Annotated in this window: 14 protein-coding genes; 7 read left to right on the forward strand and 7 right to left on the reverse strand. The window is 66.7% G+C overall.

Annotation, left to right across the window (positions count from 1 at the left end; translation table 11 throughout):
- Positions 1-2 precede the first annotated feature (2 nt).
- Together OHA61_RS37415 and OHA61_RS37420 are read right to left on the reverse strand one after the other, a co-directional pair.
- The gene (locus OHA61_RS37415) at positions 3-833 is read right to left on the reverse strand and encodes a ZIP family metal transporter (protein WP_406306839.1); all 831 of its coding nucleotides are present in this window, start codon (positions 831-833) and stop codon (positions 3-5) included.
- Positions 834-976: 143 nt separating this feature from the next.
- The gene (locus OHA61_RS37420) at positions 977-1,174 is read right to left on the reverse strand and encodes a hypothetical protein (RefSeq protein WP_406306841.1); all 198 of its coding nucleotides are present in this window, start codon (positions 1,172-1,174) and stop codon (positions 977-979) included.
- A gap of 62 nt (positions 1,175-1,236) precedes the next feature.
- Here OHA61_RS37420 and OHA61_RS37425 point away from each other — a divergent pair, with 62 nt between their 5' ends.
- The gene (locus tag OHA61_RS37425; protein WP_406306843.1) at positions 1,237-2,220 is read left to right on the forward strand and encodes an HNH endonuclease; all 984 of its coding nucleotides are present in this window, start codon (positions 1,237-1,239) and stop codon (positions 2,218-2,220) included.
- Between the two features lie 38 nt (positions 2,221-2,258).
- On the opposite strand, the gene OHA61_RS37430 is transcribed toward OHA61_RS37425, so the two are convergent.
- A complete protein-coding gene (locus OHA61_RS37430) occupies positions 2,259-3,710 on the reverse strand; it encodes a radical SAM protein (protein WP_406306846.1) in 1,452 nt (483 codons plus the stop codon).
- Positions 3,710-6,325 (reverse strand): glycosyltransferase, encoded by a 2,616-nt coding sequence (locus OHA61_RS37435; protein WP_406306847.1) that lies wholly within the window; start codon positions 6,323-6,325, stop codon positions 3,710-3,712. Before OHA61_RS37435 ends, OHA61_RS37430 begins: the two co-directional genes overlap by 1 nt.
- A 313-nt stretch (positions 6,326-6,638) precedes the next feature.
- On the opposite strand from OHA61_RS37435, the gene OHA61_RS37440 reads away from it, so the two are divergent.
- From OHA61_RS37440 to OHA61_RS37465, 6 genes are all read left to right on the forward strand, one after another.
- On the forward strand, positions 6,639-6,923 hold the full coding sequence (locus OHA61_RS37440; RefSeq protein ID WP_361915088.1) for a hypothetical protein: 285 nt from the start codon (positions 6,639-6,641) through the stop codon (positions 6,921-6,923).
- 385 nt (positions 6,924-7,308) lie between these two features.
- Complete coding sequence (locus OHA61_RS37445; protein ID WP_406306848.1) at positions 7,309-8,664, forward strand: chloride channel protein; 1,356 nt, start codon at positions 7,309-7,311, stop codon at positions 8,662-8,664.
- A 48-nt stretch (positions 8,665-8,712) separates the two neighbouring features.
- The gene (locus tag OHA61_RS37450; protein ID WP_406306850.1) at positions 8,713-9,198 is read left to right on the forward strand and encodes a CHAP domain-containing protein; all 486 of its coding nucleotides are present in this window, start codon (positions 8,713-8,715) and stop codon (positions 9,196-9,198) included.
- A gap of 137 nt (positions 9,199-9,335) precedes the next feature.
- Entirely contained in the window at positions 9,336-9,740 is a 405-nt protein-coding gene (locus tag OHA61_RS37455; RefSeq protein WP_406306851.1) for a hypothetical protein, read from the forward strand.
- A 178-nt stretch (positions 9,741-9,918) separates the two neighbouring features.
- Positions 9,919-10,104 carry a hypothetical protein gene (locus tag OHA61_RS37460; RefSeq protein ID WP_406306852.1) on the forward strand — a complete coding sequence of 62 codons (186 nt, stop codon included), beginning with the start codon at positions 9,919-9,921 and terminating at the stop codon, positions 10,102-10,104.
- 999 nt (positions 10,105-11,103) lie between these two features.
- The gene (locus OHA61_RS37465) at positions 11,104-11,634 is read left to right on the forward strand and encodes a gluconokinase (RefSeq protein WP_406306853.1); all 531 of its coding nucleotides are present in this window, start codon (positions 11,104-11,106) and stop codon (positions 11,632-11,634) included.
- Here the strand turns inward: OHA61_RS37465 and OHA61_RS37470 are convergent.
- From OHA61_RS37470 to OHA61_RS37480, 3 genes are all read right to left on the reverse strand, one after another.
- A complete protein-coding gene (locus OHA61_RS37470) occupies positions 11,612-14,011 on the reverse strand; it encodes an NB-ARC domain-containing protein (RefSeq protein WP_406307604.1) in 2,400 nt (799 codons plus the stop codon). The genes OHA61_RS37465 and OHA61_RS37470 overlap by 23 nt on opposite strands.
- A gap of 97 nt (positions 14,012-14,108) precedes the next feature.
- Complete coding sequence (locus OHA61_RS37475) at positions 14,109-14,576, reverse strand: hypothetical protein (RefSeq protein WP_406306854.1); 468 nt, start codon at positions 14,574-14,576, stop codon at positions 14,109-14,111.
- Between the two features lie 394 nt (positions 14,577-14,970).
- Positions 14,971-16,482, reverse strand: coding sequence for a SpoIIE family protein phosphatase (locus OHA61_RS37480; protein ID WP_406306855.1), 1,512 nt, complete (start codon positions 16,480-16,482; stop codon positions 14,971-14,973).
- Positions 16,483-16,569 lie beyond the last annotated feature (87 nt).

Here is a 16,569-nt window from a genome sequence, read left to right on the forward strand (position 1 = left end):
GTTCACACACCGGCGGCGGTGACCACGGCGTCGGTGGCGAAGCCGAGCAGCAGGCCCAGCAGGATCATCCAGGTGGTCAGCTCCTTCATGGCGGCTCGACGGACGACGGCCAGCAGCTCGATGATCACGAAGAGGATGGACCCGGCGGCCAGGCCCATGAAGGCGATGCCCAGGGTTTCGTTGACCACCTGCTGGCCGACCAGGGTGCCCACGAAGGTGGGGCCGCCGCCGATCAGGCCCAGCAGCGCGAGGCTGCCCCACGAGGGCCGTACACCTTCTGCGGCCAGCGGGGCGACGATCCCGAAGCCCTCGGTCGCGTTGTGCAGGCCAAAACCGATGACCAGCAGCACGGCAAGGGAGATCTCGCCCTGGGCGGCGGAGTTGCCGATCGCCAGGCCTTCCGCGAAGTTGTGCAGGCCGATGCCGATGGCGATCATGAGCGCGAGGTTTGCGGCACGCGAGCGGGCCGTGTGGACCAATTCGGTCGCGGTTGCCGCCCCCGGGCCCTCGGACGACGCCGCGGCGGAAGCCCGGCGGCGGGCACTCCACCGGTCGTAGTACACAAGACCGCACAGACCGACGACAAGGCCGGCGGTGAGCACCAAGCCGCCGGTGGCCGCTGTCGCCCAGCGGTGATCACTCAGCGCGGCGTCGGTCGGCTCCCAGGCCGCGCTGAGGACGTCCCAGAGCAGGAAGAGCAGGATGCCGATGGCGACCGCGTTGAGAGCGGTTCTCAGGCGGGGGACAGGGCTGCGCAGGCGGCCGATGGGCAGGCCGAGATAAATGGTGAACCCGGCAATGGCGCCGAGCAGAGCGATCTGCGAATCGGACATGGCCGTTCCAGGTAGGGCTGCGCAGGGACTGGCTGCGCAGCATTGGAAGGTAAGCCTTCCCTAACGAGGCTATGCCCTGCCGAGAGTCCGTCGCATCTTGTATCGGCTATCTCCCGGCGCCATGTGTTCTGTACCTGGAGCTTCTACACCGCTGATGAGCTGGCGGCGCGGCGCCGGCGGATGATCACTTCTGTGGCGAGCACGCCTGCGAAGAGTGCGGCAATGATCGCTGGGCCGATCTTGTCCAGGCCGTTGGCGATAGTGCGCTGGACGGCACCCGCAGCGTCGATGACCGAGTCTTGTGTGGTCGGGTCACGCTGGGCCTCAAGCGGCCCGCACATCGGGCTCTGCCCCGCCCATGGGCCGTAGCCGGTCCTGGCCGGGGCCCCTTAGCCTGGCGTTCATGGCTCCCCTGGCACATGAGACGACAACTGATTCTGCCTGCCGCTGCTGGCTGATCCGCGGCTACGACGGTGACCGGAACGAGAGCCTGGTGCCGTACTGGCTGGAGGGCGGATTCTGTTCCGCGTCTTGGTGGGAGGTCCCCGAGGTACCGACGGATGCGTCACGGGCGGAGGCGTGGGAGATCGTCGCCACGGCGATGCCCGGCGGGCCGCAGGGGCGCATTGCCCATGTGGCTGGTGCCCTCTACCGGTTCGCGTCCGTCATGGATACCGGGGACGTAGTGGTGACTGCGAAGCAGGGGCAGCCCGTACACGTCGGCATCGTGGAGGGCCCGCACTATTACGACGCCGAGGGCGAGAAGCGTCTGGCCCGGCGTCACAACGTCAGCTGGCTCACCGTCAAGGCACCTCTGACGCTCGACGCTTTGCCCCAGGGCGTATGCGAGCAGCTGATGGCCGGCCAGGCGACGCTCTCGAGGCTGGACAAAGAAGCGGCTGAGTACTTCATCGCGTTCTGCGCGCCGGAGGGCCAGTCCTCGTCGTCCTTCCCAACAGGCGGCCGGGCAGTGCTCGCTGCCGACCCTGCGTCCCGCTACGCGCGGCTGTGCGCCGAGCTCGCCGCTAGGGAACACGACACACACGGGGTGCGGGTGGCACATACGGTCACCGCCCCGGTCCGCCGCGCCAGGGCGCGGGACGCCGTGCTGACGCGCTGCGAGGGCGCATGCGAAAACCCGGGATGCGAGGGTGCGCCACGCGACGTGAAGGACTCTGGCCGGCCGATCCTGGAAGTTGACCACATCCACGACATCGCCAAGGGCGGTCGGGACGCTCCTGAGCAGATGATCGCCCTGTGTCCGAACTGCCATGCGGTGAAAACGTACGGGACGACACGGGAGGCGCTACGCGACCGGCTGCTCGGTGTGGCCCAAGCGGCGCACGCGACCTGGCTGAGCCGAGCCCCCGGCGCTGCTGAGTATTGACATACAGATCAGCCTGGGTGCCACCCGCGGCCGGAACGTCAGAGCTCGGTGTTGATGATCGCCTCGATCAGGACCTTGCCCTCCGGCGTCATGTTGATCTCCTTGGCCCGGTCGTCCACGGCAGTCAGGCCGCGTTCCTCCAGTGAGCGGAATATGCGCCGCCATGGCTCGTCCAGCAGGGACCGTCCGCTGAAACGCCGCTGGTGAAGCTCGTCTCGCAGTGGCTGTAGTGTCGACAGCGCCATCTTGATCGACCTGGCCTCCTGAGCGTCTTCGGAGAACTGTGTCGCCGACTCCAGCGGAAGTCGGCCGGCCTCCAACGCGGCGGTGTACGTCTTCGGGTTCACATCGGTGATCGCCTCAGATGTCCGGCAACTGGAACTACCACCGAGACCGATCGCGACTTCGGCTTCCTGCTTGTCCTGGTCGACCATGATGGACTTCCACGTTTCCGGGCCGAGGCCGTCTCGTGCGAAGTACATGGTGGGGTGCTCACGGAAGCCTCCGCGGGTCAGGCCCTCGGTGAGGACCTCGCGCATCTGGTACTGCTCCCCGAGGGATGGCCAGCGATGGCCGGCTTGGGCCAGCTTGCTCCGGTAGGCGGGCAGTTGCCAGGCGGCAGGCTTCTCCCCGGACACTCCGGTTCTGGTGTCGCTGTAGGACTTCAGATGCAGCTTGGCGCACACCACGGCCGTCAGATCGTGCTCAGTGATGATGTCGAGGTCCCTGCGGACGCTGTCGACGCTCTGGTCAAGCAGCCCGTACATGAGGTCGATGCTGATCCACTCGAAGCCGACGCGCCGTGCGTTGCCGATGAAGTCCACACACATCTGGGCTGTGTGCTCGCGGCCGCACTGCTGGAGCACCAGGTCGTCGAACGACTGCACCCCGCTGGACAGTTTGGTGCAGCCCAGTTCGGCCAGCAGTTCAAGTTTCTCGACGGTGAAGGTGCTCGGATCCCCCTCGAAGCGGATGGCCGTGTCCGGAGTGAAGTTGAAATTCTCGCGATAGAAGCTGATCAATCGGCGGATGGCCCGCGGTGGGAGCAGCGATGGAGTGCCGCCGAAGACATTGAACTCGCCGATCGGCGCCGACCCCAGATGGGGTACCTCGCGCAGCCACATTTCAGCTTCACGGATGTTCCAGTCGACCCATTGGCCGGCCTTGCGTTCGGTGACATCCGGCCTTCCCTTGACCAACACCACTGGGTACTGGCAGAACCGGCACCGGTACGCGCAGGTGGGGATGTAGGACCACAGGTGGAAAGGCGCAGTCGAGGCGAGTTGCCGGTCGAGGTCGGCCAGGAAGTCCGACGGTGAATAGTCCGGGATGTTGCCGGGGAACACGTGGGCGCCGAAGGGATCCTCCGTCACGTACTCGAGGAGGTGTTGATTCGCCGGGGCAGCCAGCACCTCCAGCACCGAGGGCACCGGATATCGCGGATCAAGCTCATGCAGAGAGGCCACAGCCTGTCCATTGCTCAGGCTCATCAGAACACCCCTCCATTTCCGAAGTAGTTGTGTGCCTCGCCGGATTCCCTGTCCTCGCAGAAGTACCTGACGAACTCGGAGAAGCGCTCGGGCGGCACCTCGCGCAGGCAAGCGGGCAGCGGTGGCGGATGGCCGATGTCCTCGCCCACAGTGGCGCGCAGTCTGGCGAACAGCTCGTCGGCGAACTCGAAGTACAACCGGTAGGACGGGGTCTTGTAGGAGTGGATCGCGGCGAAGTCAATCAGCCGCATTTCGTCCTTGATCTCGGTGATCCGGTGACCGAGCCGATGAGCGAGTGAGGGTCCGAAGAAGTGGACGACTGCGTCGTTGTCGAGAAGGGAAGGGGTCAGCAGTACCGGGAGGATGATGTTCTTCGGCGTGAAGTCCTTGACGGAGAAATCCCACGCTTGTTGTGCTTCGTCCTCAGTGAGATCTCCCTCGCGGTCAGGCGTTGGGTCCTGTACCCGGATGTCCCGCATGACGATGATCCCGTCGGATCCGTAGGCCCGACCGGTGATCACCTCATCGATGGCGTGGTTGATCCTCCGCGGATTGATCTGAACGCGAGACGTGGGGACATAGGTGATGTCCTCCCCGGAGTTGCGAACCCGAATCCCGAAGTCCCAGTCGTCGGAAAGGTGGTTCACGAAACGCCCGTCCTGCAGTTGGTAGGCGATCTCGATGCCGCCGACCTTCTCGTAGGCGTCCCTGTCGACCACAAACCCCTTGCCGTCCGGGAAACCACCGAACAGCCCGAACGCCACAGCTCGGCAGCGGAGCGTGCGCTGGACAGCGGTCCACAGCCGTGGTCGGCGGGTGAAGTGCTCTGCGGCGTAGTAGTAGTTGCAGACACCGATGGCGGCCTTGCTCGACTCCATGGCGGCGAACAGCTCCCACAACCAATACTCATCCACCTGGCAGTCGGCGTCGGCCGAGACGAGGTAGAACCTCTCCTCGGCGGCGCGGCGCCCGCGTCTTCTACTGCGTACCGACGCGAAGTCCATGCCCTTCTTCCGTGCGCAGGCGACACCCTGCTCGTGTTCCGCGACGACGTGGATCGCCAGATCGGGGTGGTCGGCGGCGAATCGGCGCGCGATCTTCACTGTGTCGTCGGTGGAGTTGTTGTCCACCACCACAATCTCGTACAGCGTCTTGTCGAGCGGCCCATGTGCACTCCGCTGTTCGTGGAGTGAGCTCAGCACCGCAGGCAGGTTGTCCGCCTCGTTGTAGACCGGCAGTACGACGCTGAGCCTTGTCCGCTCGTCCATCGGGGCAGGGAGAAGCTCGACCAGCACCTCATCGACACGGGAGGTATCGAACTGGTCTTTGCCGAGCCGGTAGTTGAACTCCGCCGTTTCCTCGCTCTCCCGCTCGTCCAGTACCAATTCGGCCACGCTGTCAACAAATGACTGGGTGGGCAGGTCATCTGTGGTGAGTTCCATGACGGGGGCGCGGAAGCCCTTGTCGCCGTACACCGTGTCGTACAGGGCGTAGCGACTGGTGATGTAGGGGACGCGCGAGGCGATCGCCTCCCCGATCGGGTTCCCATAGCTCTCGTAGTCGTAGGAGGTGAGGAACGACATCACGTTGGCGTGGGCGAGCAAGTCCCGCACCGAGTACCCGTGCCCGGACGCACATCCGACATGGGTTTCGTGCGGCGCGAGCCAACCGCCGAAAACGACCCGATCGCGCACTCCGAGCGTCTCGGCGAGACGGATGAGCTTCGCGTGCTCCTCCGGCGATTCCGAGGTGTCGCCGGCAACGAAGAGATAGATGTCCGCGAGGTCCGCGAGCTTGGCCACCAGGTGTATGTCCCGGTCGATCCGCTTCTGCGGGATGATCCTGGTACAACGGGCGATGAGCACGGCATCCTCTGGGATTCCGTGTTCGCGGCGAAAACCGGCGTTGTGCTGGTCAACGACTGCCGGCACGTGCGTGAAGCTATTGGGGAACACGCCGATGTTCTCCAGGCCTGGTGTCCACTCAAGAGTCTTGCGCCGTGCCTCCTCGTGCGGCACGACGTAGTAGATGTGTGGTGAGTTCACAGGAGCCACAGTGCGTGAGTACGGAAAATCACCGTACTTCTTGATTCCCGGTTCGCTCTGCCACATCAGATCGTGGTCGCGCCACAGTACGAAGCGGCTCAGCTTATTCCGCCGGCCGTACTGCTCGATGGCTCGGTAGAGCGCCTTCGTGTACACGATGTTCTCAGGCAGAGTGCCGTTTTCTACCATGACGAAGGACACGTCGAGGCGCTGCCAGTGCTCCACGATCCGCTGACCCAGCGCCTCGGCGACAGCGTCCACCCGAGGCAGCAGTTGCTCGCCCAGGCCGCCCTGAATGTACTCGCGCAAGACGGCGGCAATGAACGACTGGTCGTAGCCCGGGATCTCGTCGATGCCGTCGATCCGGTCGAGTTGAACCCAGTCCGGGAGCAGTGCGGCTTCGTCTGTGTAGGGCCTGAAGAAGGAATTCTTGTCAGCCTTGATGTCGTAACCGAGGTCGAGATACGTGCGATAGCCCTTGTCCCGGAACGCTAGCGCGGTCTTCACGAACTCCACCACCACGCCGGAAATCGGAGTGGCGTCGAAGGAGACTCCCCACAGAACGGTCATGGAATCGACGCTCCTGCCCGCTGTCGGACCTTGTGGCTTCTTCGACGCTAGCGCCCTCGGCGACCACTGGCGAGGGCACGTCAATGACCTGCGAGAACGATGGCACTGGGGACGCTTGAGACCGAGCAGGCGACGATCGCCCCCTGGCCGGACCTGGCCCACCGGCGGATTGGGTCGGCCAGGATGCGCAGCCGGGGCTTGCGGTCCCCTCCTCGCGTGACACCACGGCTACACGTACGACCACTTGGGTGGTACGGCGTCCTGAGCCGTCGGTCGGGATGCGCGGTGGTGCCCCCCGGTGGATGGTGGACTCATGAACCAGCACCACCATCAGTCCCAGGGGACGATCGACATCGACACGCGGCTCGTCACGACCGGTGCCGTGCTCACCGCGGCAGGAGCCATGGTGGCGTGTGCCGGCATGGCCATGGCCGCCTTCGCCGTGGTCACGGCAGGTCGGCGCATGATTCGCGACATGGACGTGCCTCCGGCCCAGCAGGCGGCCATGAAATGGCGGCAGGCCAAGGAGGCGTCCCTGGCGGGCATGCGGGCGTGGCAGTCCGCGTCCGACGCCCAGAACGGGTCGCTCGCCCGCTAAGTCGGGCGAAGTCGCTCCGCCCACCGGGTCCCGGGCCCGGTGGGCGGAGCGATGCCTCCTGTGGGGACTACGCGCCGACCCGACCGTAGGCCTGGTCGGTTGCCCGGCGGCGATGCCACCCGGTGGATCCCGGCGACCAGGTGCCCGACGAGCTGGAGATCTGTCAGCCCGACCGGGACGCCCTCGACTTCGCGCCGGTTTCCCCTGCCAGACCGGCAGTGACGGTACCCATCCGGCACTCGCTTGGCTGGCCCCGGAGTGCCGGCGTCAGGACGGAGTGCCAGGGTGGAAAGCGCCACTCGAAGAAGGTGGCGGACATTTGGGCATTCGCTGAGAACAACCGGTGAGACCACGCATCGGTCCGCATCGCGAGGAGGCAGTGCGCATGCCCGTCGCCAAGGCAGGACCGGCGGACGCGTCACCACAGGATCCACTGACTCTTCTCCGGAGCCGCAGCTATCTGGGGCTTCTGGTGATGGCCGCACTGGTCGGAGTGCCGGTGTCAGCGGCGGCGTTCGGCTTCCTCGCGCTGGTCGGCGAGCTCCAGCCGTGGATCTATACCGATCTGCCCGAGGCGCTGGGGTTTGATGGAACGCCAGTGTGGTGGCCGCTGCCGCTGCTTGCCGTCGGGGGACTGCTCACGGGGCTTGCCGTGCAGTACCTGCCGGGACACGGAGGCCATGAACCGTCAGAGGGGTTCAAGAGTGCGGGCGCGCCCCGGCCCATCGAGCTTCCCGGAATCTTCTTCGCCGCCCTGGCGACCCTCGCCTTCGGTGCGGTCCTCGGACCGGAATCGCCTCTCCTGGCCCTCGGCGGCGGTCTGGCCGCTGGCGCCGCGCGCCTGGTCAAGCGGGACCTCCCGGAGCGGGCGAGCGCGGTGATGGGAGCGGCGGGCAGTTTCGCGGCCATCAGCTCGCTGCTGGGATCGCCACTGCTGGGAGCGTTCCTCCTGATGGAGGCCTCCGGGCTCGGCGGGCCGATGCTTGGCGTCGTGCTGGTGCCGGGGCTGCTCGCTGCCGGCATAGGTGCGCTGATTTTCGTCGGCCTGGGATCCTGGACGGGCCTGGGTACTTACTCGCTGGCAATCCCGGACGTGCCGAAGGCCACGACCCCGACAGCCGCAGAATTCGGCTGGGCGCTGGTCGTCGGACTGTCAGCCGCTCTCCTGGGCGCGGGAATCCGATGGCTCGCCGTTCGCCTGAAGACGCACGTCGAACGTCGACGCGTGGCGGCCACGGTGGGAATGGGACTGGTCGTGGCGGGGCTGGCGATCGGCTACGCGGAGAGCACCGGCAAGCCCGCGACCGACGTGTTGTATTCCGGCCAGGTGGCGCTGAATCCCCTTCTCTCGCAAAGCGCCATGTATTCGGTGGGCACGCTTTTGCTGCTGGTGTTGTTCAAGGGCCTGGCCTACTGCGCATCGCTCAGCAGTTTCCGGGGAGGCCCCATCTTTCCGGCGATGTTCGTGGGGGCGGCGGGCGGCATGCTGCTCTCCCACGCCCCGGGGCTGTCCCTCACCGCAGGGTTCGCGATGGGCATCGGAGCGATGAGCGCCGCGATGCTGAGACTTCCGCTGGTCTCCGTCCTGCTCGCCACACTGCTGATCGGGTCACAGGGGCTCACCGTCATGCCGTTGGTGATCGTCGCAGTGGTGGTCTCGTACGTCGCGTCTGCCAGGCTCACACCTCGTCCTGCCCCGGAGCCGGGTGGGGAGAAAAAGCCGAGTCTGCAGCACCCCTGAAAACGCGTCCGGCGTGCACGGTTTGCGGGAACTCAGGGCGCGCTGCTGGTGCCGTCATGGAACAAGGGCGCGCGCAAGGGCCTGGACGGCGCGAAGTGCGGCACGACCATGGGCTACAGATACGAGAGGGGTGTCAAGAAATGGACACCCATCGCCTGGGGCAGCCAGGCATGGTGCGCGGACTTCGCGAAGTTCACGTGGTACTGGGGCAAGGCCGACGTTGCCGGAATCAACTCGCTCGCCAGCTCTTTCAAGGGCTACGGCGATCGCCATCACACGTGGCACCCGCGCGGAAGCTACACGCCGAAGCCTGGGGACGCGGTGACCTACGACCGGGATCACGACGGCACCATCGACCACGTCGGGGTCGTCGTCAACTCCAATAAGTCGAAGAGGACATACAGCTCCGTCGAGGGCAATGTCGGCGTCAAGTACGGCAACAACAAGAAGGGCGAAGGGCTGCTGAGGAAGACCGGCCAAAGCGCGGTCAACACGGATGTGGTCGGTTTCACGACCCCCGTTTCCAAGAAATAGCACCAGCCCGTTCGATCGCGGGACCACGTGCGGAGGGTGGTCCACGCACTCCTCTCAATACCCGAGGCCGGCTCAGCTTCTCCGGCCACGTCACACACCGAGGAAGAAGAGGGATGCCATGAGGATGAACAGCGTTTTTGGCGGCAGGCGCACTGGCAATGGGCGCGGTCCTGGCGATGCCGGCATCGGCCCAGGCGGCCGCAGAGCAGTTCTCGTTCTACACGTCTGACGCGAAGCGGGGAGGATACGTCAGCGGCACGCTGGTAAGTGGCGGATCCTCGTGGAACAAGTGCTCCTACGCCAAGATCAAGAACAACTCGGGCAGCTACGTTCAGGACAAGGCGCGCGACGGCAAGGCCGCTGTGGCCTGGCTGGTCTATACCGACTGCAAGTCCGGGGCCGTCAAGTGGCGCGAGCTGGGAAGGGCCAGCGGGTACGGCAAGGTGGACTACCTGCCGGGCACCCCGGTCTACAACGCGAAGAAGGCCAAGGTCGCGGTGTGCCTCTCCTCCAAGAAGAACTGCCGGTACAGCCGGTACTGATCCGCCACCGGCCGCCGGGGCATCCTCTCGAGGAGGATGCCCCGGCGGTGCTTCCGGCATACAGCCGCAGTTGCCGTACGCCGCGGTCCGGGTGCCCCGTGGAGTGCCTGAGGTGCCTTCAGGCCGGCTTCAGCCGGGGTGCGGGAGGCTGGGATGACGCATCGGTCATGGCGGACCCGTGGTGCTCGGCGCAGTACTGCTGGTGGGCGAGGTGCTGGCACTGCCGGTAGGACTTGCGGAAGGGGTCGCCGTCGGCGAGGCCGACTGGCTGGGACGGTCACTGGAGGGACGGGGCGTCGGCCTGGCCTTCACGGGTGGACCGGTGGGGGCTGCGGGAGTTCGGGCAGTCGGGGATTCCTGGTGAGTGGCCGTCGGACGAGGGCGCCGAGTCGCATCACTGTTCCGGTCCCGGACACTTCCTCTGGCCGGGTGCGTCGTAGGACGTTCCGGCATACGTGAGGCCCCAGGTGACTCGGTGACGGAAACATCCGGCTCGTCGGAGGATGCCTGTTCCGGGCTCGGCGCCGCCATTGGGGTGCCGGCGGAGTGCTGGGTCAGCAACGATGCGGCGGCCAGGCCGCCGAGCATGGCGAAGGTGGCCGCGGCAAGAGTCCGACCGCCGTACTTCTTCAGTCGCGGCGCACAGCGGCGCCGGGCTGCCGGCCCATCGGATGAGGGCGCGGGCGACCAGGAAACGTCGGGGGACTCGACGGAGCCCGGTGCCTCGATGACGAGGGCATCCAGCGCAGCCAGGTCGGCTGCCCGTGCACCGCCGCTGTGATCGCTCGGCGTTGCCATGTCGGAGTCGTATGCCCCGCACTCCGGGCACGTCACGGCGCCGTTGAGGGCGCGGCGGCAGGGAAGGCAATAGTCCATGGGATCGACCGCTCAGTACGTGATGCGCTGGACGGAACCGCAGTCGGCGGACCAGGCTGCGGGGCAGCCGGCGACCGGAAGGCGCCGCTCGGTGTCTTTCGGAAGGATCCTTGGCATGTGCGAACCTCACTCACTCACCGGTCTGCAGGCGGGCACCGGTTACCGAGGTCAACGAGCCTGAGAGATTCAGCGTTCAATCCCCGGCTGAAACGTGGGGCACGCAACTCCCTTGGAGGTTACGGCTGGTCACACCAGCGCCGTCGGTCCGCCGTCCGGGCCGACAGCCACGGCCTACTCCGAGTCAATGGCGTTCACACCCTGGGGCTGAACGTCCTCTTCGGCGCGGTGACTCTCTTCGCCCCTGTGATGTACGGAGCCGTCTTCGATGGCGATGTGGACACAGGCATCTCCACAGACCTCCCAAGGACCACGTCAAAAGTCTGAGCTCTGGCTACCCTTGTGCCCGTCCAACTACGAGGGGTGTTGCATGGGCAGCGACGGTCTTCCGCGAGGCGTCGTGGTGGTCATGGGGGTGGCCGGTTGTGGGAAAAGCACGATCGGTCGGCTGCTCGCCGAGAAGCTGGGTGTCTCCTACGCGGAGGCCGATGACTTCCATCCGCCCGCCAACATCGCGAAGATGGCCGCGGGACAGCCCCTCGACGATGATGATCGCCGCCCCTGGCTGACGGCCATCGCGGGCTGGATCCGGGACCGCGGCAGAGCAGGGGAGGGCGGGGTCGTCTCGTGTTCGGCGCTGAAGCGCCGCTACCGGGACATCCTGTGCGAGTCCGGGTCGCCGGTGTGGTTCCTGCATCTGACCGTGGAGCGCGCACTCGTGGGTGAGCGGGTCGCCGCGCGCAGCGACCACTTCATGCCGGTCTCCCTCGTGGACTCGCAGTTCCAGGCGTTGGAGCCGTTGCAGCCCGACGAGCCTGGCGTGGCGGTCGACGCGTCCGCCACGCCCGAGGAAATCGTGCGGGAAGCCGTCGCGCGCCTCAGTGGCGCTGGAACCGTATGAGCCGTACCGCGACCTGTCGGCGCGCGGCGGTGGCACCTATCTCGGCGTAGATCTCTGCCGCCAGTTCCAGGGCCTGTACGACCATGTCAGAGGTGCTGCCGATCGTCTCCCGGCAGCGGCTGATGCCGTCCCATGCCTTCGCCAGCTCCAGTCGGCTGCCCACCTGCCTGGCCGGCTCGAGGACCGAGTCGAAGTTGGCCAGAGCCTCACGACGGTCACCTGCCTTCTCCAGCAGGATGCCCCTGTGATTGAGCACCTCTACGACTCCGAGTTCGTCGCCGACGTCCCGGTAGCCTTCTCCGGCCTTGTCCAGGTGGCGGAGCGCCGTATCCCTGAGCCGGGCGTCCTGTTGGAACAAGCCGACATGGAAGAGGGAGACTGCGAGATTCTTGGTGGCGTTGGCGGTGCCGATGCCGTCACCGATGGTGTGGTAGAGCGCCAGTGCCCGCTGGAGCAGGGTTGCGGCGCGGCGGAAGAGGCCTTCGTCGTTGCGCTCGATCCCTTCCTCGTTGTGCACGATGCCTTGCTCGTTGAGCGCGTTGGCCTGTCCGAGTTTCTTGTCCTCGGGCGTGATGTGGTCCGGCAGTTCGCCGCTGAAGATGCTGTCCGCCTCGCTCAGGGCATCGAGGGCGTCGTCGTGGAGACGGCGCAGTCGGTTGATGATGCCCAGGTCGTTGAGGGCCACCGCGAGCGCGGGCCGGTCGCCGAGGCGCCGGGCTGCGTCCGCCGCCGCGGCGTGGCGTTCGGCCGCCTGGTCCCAGGGCCCGTGGCTGCGCAACGGGCCGGCCATGGCGCTGGTGAGGCGGATGGTCCAGCGGTCCAGACAGTCGCTCCACTCCTTGTCCTCGCGCCGAGCCTCGTCCGCCAGTTGTGCGATGTCGAGGCATGCCAGCAGATGCGTCCGGTGCCGCTGGTGCCACTCCAGAGCCTCGATTCTCGAGGAGGTGGCGGGAGCGGTCGTGGTGTTTCCTGCGGTCGGTCCGGGGCGCGACGGGGGCTGGTGCGGGTCGACGCGGGGGCGGACGTGGCGGGTCAGTGCCGGCTCGGCGCTGGCGGATCTCTCGAGGGCGGTGCGCCAGTAGTGGCCCAACATTGCGTCGATCACCTTGTGTGCCGTGGCCGGTCGGACCTTCCCCCTGGCAAACGGAACGAGCAAGTCGTGCATGGCGTACCGGACATCCGCGTGGTGGGCTGAAGGCAGGGCGACGATGTCGAGGAGGGACGCGTCGCACAGGCGCTGGAGGTGGGTGCCGATGCAGGACTCCTTCTTCCTGCCGACGAGCGTGGGTGTCAGGCCGGCCAGTGCGGCCGCGGCGTGGACGCTGAAGTCGGATCCGAGTGGATGGAGTCCCAGCAGCCTGAAGACCCGCTGTGTGTTCCTTGGCAGATGCCGGTAGGACGCCTCAAAGAGAGCGGAGACCGCCAAGCTCTCCGAGGAGCAGAGGTCGTCGAGGCCTTGGAGAGGGCTCTCGGCGTGGCCGGTCTCGGCCAGGATCCGGTGGAGGTCGGCGCTGCTGCCGCGCAGTCGCGCAGCGAGGATTCGGATGGCCAGCGGCAGATGCCCGCACTGCTTGAGCAGACCGGCCAAGGCTTCCTGCTCGATGTGGTCGGCATCCTGGCCGGCCGCGTGGTGGAACATGCGCAGGGCGTCGGCTGGCTGCGGGGGCTCCAGGTGCAGGGGGGTGCTGTCCAGGAGGTGGAGCCCGGTCCTGTGACGGGTGGTGACCAAGAGGAGGTGCTTGCCGTCACCGGGCAGTACTTGCTGAACGTGGGCGCAGTCCTGGACGTTGTCGAGCACCAGCAGCGTCTGCCGGCCTGATGTCCAGCTGCGCCAGAGTCTGGCCCGTTCGACTTGGCTGGACGGAATCTGGCTTGCGCTGATTTTGGCCACTTGGCCCAGGAGGGCAGCCAGGGTCTCGGTGGGCGTGGGCCGGGTGTCCGAGTAGCCGCGCAGGTTGAGGAATTCCTTCGGTCCCTGGAAGCGGCTTTTGAGTTCGTGCGCGGCGGTCAGGGCGAGAGCGGTCTTGCCCACACCTGCCATGCCCCACAGTACGACGACAGCTACGCCGTGCCTTTCCCGCTCCAGCCGGTCCACTTCTGCGCGGATCGCGGCCAGTTCCTGGCTCCTGCCGGTGAAGACCGCGCGGCTGGGAGGGCATGGCAGATAGTCGTTCGTGAAGAGGGGCTGGGAGCGGGGGCCCTCAGCGTCCGTGTGCTGGCAGTCAGCCGTTTCCTGGGGCGTTTCTGAGACTCGGTAGTTGACCTCCATGTCGCCGTTCTGTACGAGGAACGACGTGGCGGCCTTGTTCGTCTGTGAGTGGTGCGAACCGGGCACGATGCCCGGATGCGGGCCGCCGTGCTCGGCCCCGGGAGACATGTTCACGGCCGACCACCGCACCCTGTGGCCACACTTGACGGCTGTCGGCCGGCGCCCGCCGTGAGGTTGCGTCTCCCGCCGGGAATTGCTCTTTGGTTCACCGGTCACCGCCGCTGTCCGCGCCGGGGGTGCTTCCCCGTGAACGTGTGGAGGACACCTGACTCACGTGGATGCTGCCGCCGCCCTGGACAGCGAAGAGTTGACCGCCATCACGGGCGGTGTTGTTCTGCACCCAACTCTGCTGGTGCTGGGGAAGCTCATGGCACACCTCCTCCACCATCGCTCTCAGGTCGTCTTCGGCCTCGGGGTGTTCGCGCAGGAGCGCTGCCAGTCGCCGCCTCCAGAGCCCGACCAACTCCCCGCGGACGGTGTCTGCATCCTCGTCCTCCTCAACCAGGGCGGCATCACCGGCCAACTGCGCCTCGACGGCCTCCAGCGCGTGGCCGCGGCGATGAAACAGCCGGGCCGCGGTGGCTTGGGCGGACTCCCACGCATTGGTGGCCATCGCCGCGACGATGGTGTGTGCGCCGGTCATCGCCAGGGTCGTCAAGGGATCCGTGTCCAAGGTTTCTCCTTCAATCCGGTTCGGGTGCTCACCCGACGCATACGCCCAGCGCGTTCACTGGATGTCGCTGAGGGGTTCCGCCGGTGGCGGGGCGTCAGTCCACGAGCGACAGCCCCTGGGTGGTCGACGGCGGGGAAACAGGGCTGCGGAACTGCCTGGCCCGGATCCAACTCTGTCCTACAAACGCATCATTCCGGCTGAACTCGCCTGGCGCAGAGGTTGAATGCAAGTTGTGCAAGAAAGGCAAATGTCAGTTGAAACCGGCAGCAAGTCGATCCATATCAGACGAATACTGATCGCGGATGGGGATCGGGCGGGCGTCTTCGTTTGCCGCGCTTTCGTTGAGCACACCGCCGATCTCGGCGAAATGCGGCTGGAGTTGGCCACACAGGAGTCAGGGAGTCTCCTCGCTTGCTGGACAGTGCCTGGCCCGGGCGATGAGCAGGGCTACATCGTCGTGATCTCCCGGGTGTCGCAGGGAGCGCAGCAGCATGTCGCAGGTGTCGTCCAGCGAGCGATCGGGGTCGTCGAGGAGTTCGAGGAGGGTGTCCAGGCGCGCGTCGATGGGCTGGTCGCGGGTCTCGACCAGCCCATCGGTGTAGAGGACGAGTTGGTCGCCCGACACGATGTCGAGGCGAGTCGTGTCGAAGGCGACGCCACAGCCGCCGAGCGGTGCGCCGGTGGGCAGGTCCAGAAGTTCGCGTTTGCCGTCCGGGTGGACGAGGACGGGCGGCAGGTGCCCCGCGAGGGAGACGTGGCACCGCGCGCTGTGCGGGTCGTAGACGGCGTAGACGCAGGTGGCGATGGTGTCCAGGTCCTCGGTGATGTGGTCGAGGTGCTGGAGGACTTGGGCGGGATCGAGGTCGAGGCCGGCCAGGGTGCGGGTGGCGGTGCGGAGCTGGCCCATGGTGGCCGCGGCGCTGACGCCGCTGCCCATGACGTCTCCCACGACGAGGGCGGTCTTGTCGCCGCCGAGCGCGATGACGTCGAACCAGTCGCCGCCGATTTCGCTGGCTGCCTGGGCGGGCTGGTACCGGGAGGCGACAGCCAGCCCGGGCCGTTGCGGTGGCGGGTGGGGCAGCAGGCTGCGCTGGAGGGTGAGAACGGTGCGGCGTTGTTCCTGGACGGCACGGTGCCGCTCCGTGACGTCCACGCTGGAGGTCACCACCCCCAGCACTTTCCCGTTGGGCGCCTCGAGCCGGTGGAAAGAGATCGACCACGCATGCTCGTTCTCCGGGTCGGCGGGGGTACGGCCGACGGTGTACTGGTCCGAGACCGGGGTTCCCGTAGCCAAGACCTCGCGCATCGTCGCTTCGAAGGACTCGTCCAAAAAGGGCAGCACGTCGTGGACGTGCCGGCCCACGTGTTCGGCGGCGGGCACGCCGTTCATCCGCTCCTCCGCCGGGTTGACCGAGACGTAACGAAGGTCGGTGTCCAGTACACCCAGTCCGATGGGTGACTGGGACACCAGTCGGGCGGACAGTGCCAGATCCCGTTCGACCTGCCGTAGCGTTGCCTGATCCGCGGCCAGGCCCAGGGCGTAGTTGTCGCCCCTATCGTCCTGCAGCCGCATGTTGCGGAACTCCACCAGCCGCGTGCTGCCGTCCTTGTGCCGGACGGGGAAGACGCCGGCCCAGCTGCCGCCCTCCTCAATGACCTGGGCGAACACGCCCAGTACGGCCTCCATCTGCTCCTCATGGACCAGCAAGTGGCCGGCGAACTGGCCGAGAGCCTCCTCGGCGGTGTAGCCGAACAGGTCCTCGGCCTGCGGGCTCCAGAGATCGATCCTGCCCTCGGCATTGAGTACGACGGCGGCGACGCCCAGCACGTCCAGCAGACCACCTGACGCGGCGGAGGCAGACCCAGTCGGTCCCAGGTCGTCCCCGAGGGATCCGGTCGGACTCATCGCAGGCACTCCTTCCGCCCGCCGCCGCAATACTGCTGCCTGCCACGGCTCGGGCCCGCGCGTCGCCCATCGCTCTGGGCTACTCCA

It is taken from the genome of Streptomyces sp. NBC_00885 (assembly GCF_045207475.1).
Classification (GTDB): domain Bacteria; phylum Actinomycetota; class Actinomycetes; order Streptomycetales; family Streptomycetaceae; genus Streptomyces.

Bases quoted from the DNA above. Each gene is read 5' to 3' on its own strand.
- OHA61_RS37415 (WP_406306839.1), bottom strand. From the start codon at position 833: ATGTCCGATTCGCAGATCGCTCTGCTCGGCGCCATTGCCGGGTTCACC.
- OHA61_RS37420 (WP_406306841.1), bottom strand. From the start codon at position 1,174: ATGTGCGGGCCGCTTGAGGCCCAGCGTGACCCGACCACACAAGACTCG.
- OHA61_RS37425 (WP_406306843.1), top strand. From the start codon at position 1,237: ATGGCTCCCCTGGCACATGAGACGACAACTGATTCTGCCTGCCGCTGC.
- OHA61_RS37430 (WP_406306846.1), bottom strand. From the start codon at position 3,710: ATGAGCCTGAGCAATGGACAGGCTGTGGCCTCTCTGCATGAGCTTGAT.
- OHA61_RS37435 (WP_406306847.1), bottom strand. From the start codon at position 6,325: ATGACCGTTCTGTGGGGAGTCTCCTTCGACGCCACTCCGATTTCCGGC.
- OHA61_RS37440 (WP_361915088.1), top strand. From the start codon at position 6,639: ATGAACCAGCACCACCATCAGTCCCAGGGGACGATCGACATCGACACG.
- OHA61_RS37445 (WP_406306848.1), top strand. From the start codon at position 7,309: ATGCCCGTCGCCAAGGCAGGACCGGCGGACGCGTCACCACAGGATCCA.
- OHA61_RS37465 (WP_406306853.1), top strand. From the start codon at position 11,104: ATGGGCAGCGACGGTCTTCCGCGAGGCGTCGTGGTGGTCATGGGGGTG.
- OHA61_RS37470 (WP_406307604.1), bottom strand. From the start codon at position 14,011: ATGTCTCCCGGGGCCGAGCACGGCGGCCCGCATCCGGGCATCGTGCCC.
- OHA61_RS37480 (WP_406306855.1), bottom strand. From the start codon at position 16,482: ATGAGTCCGACCGGATCCCTCGGGGACGACCTGGGACCGACTGGGTCT.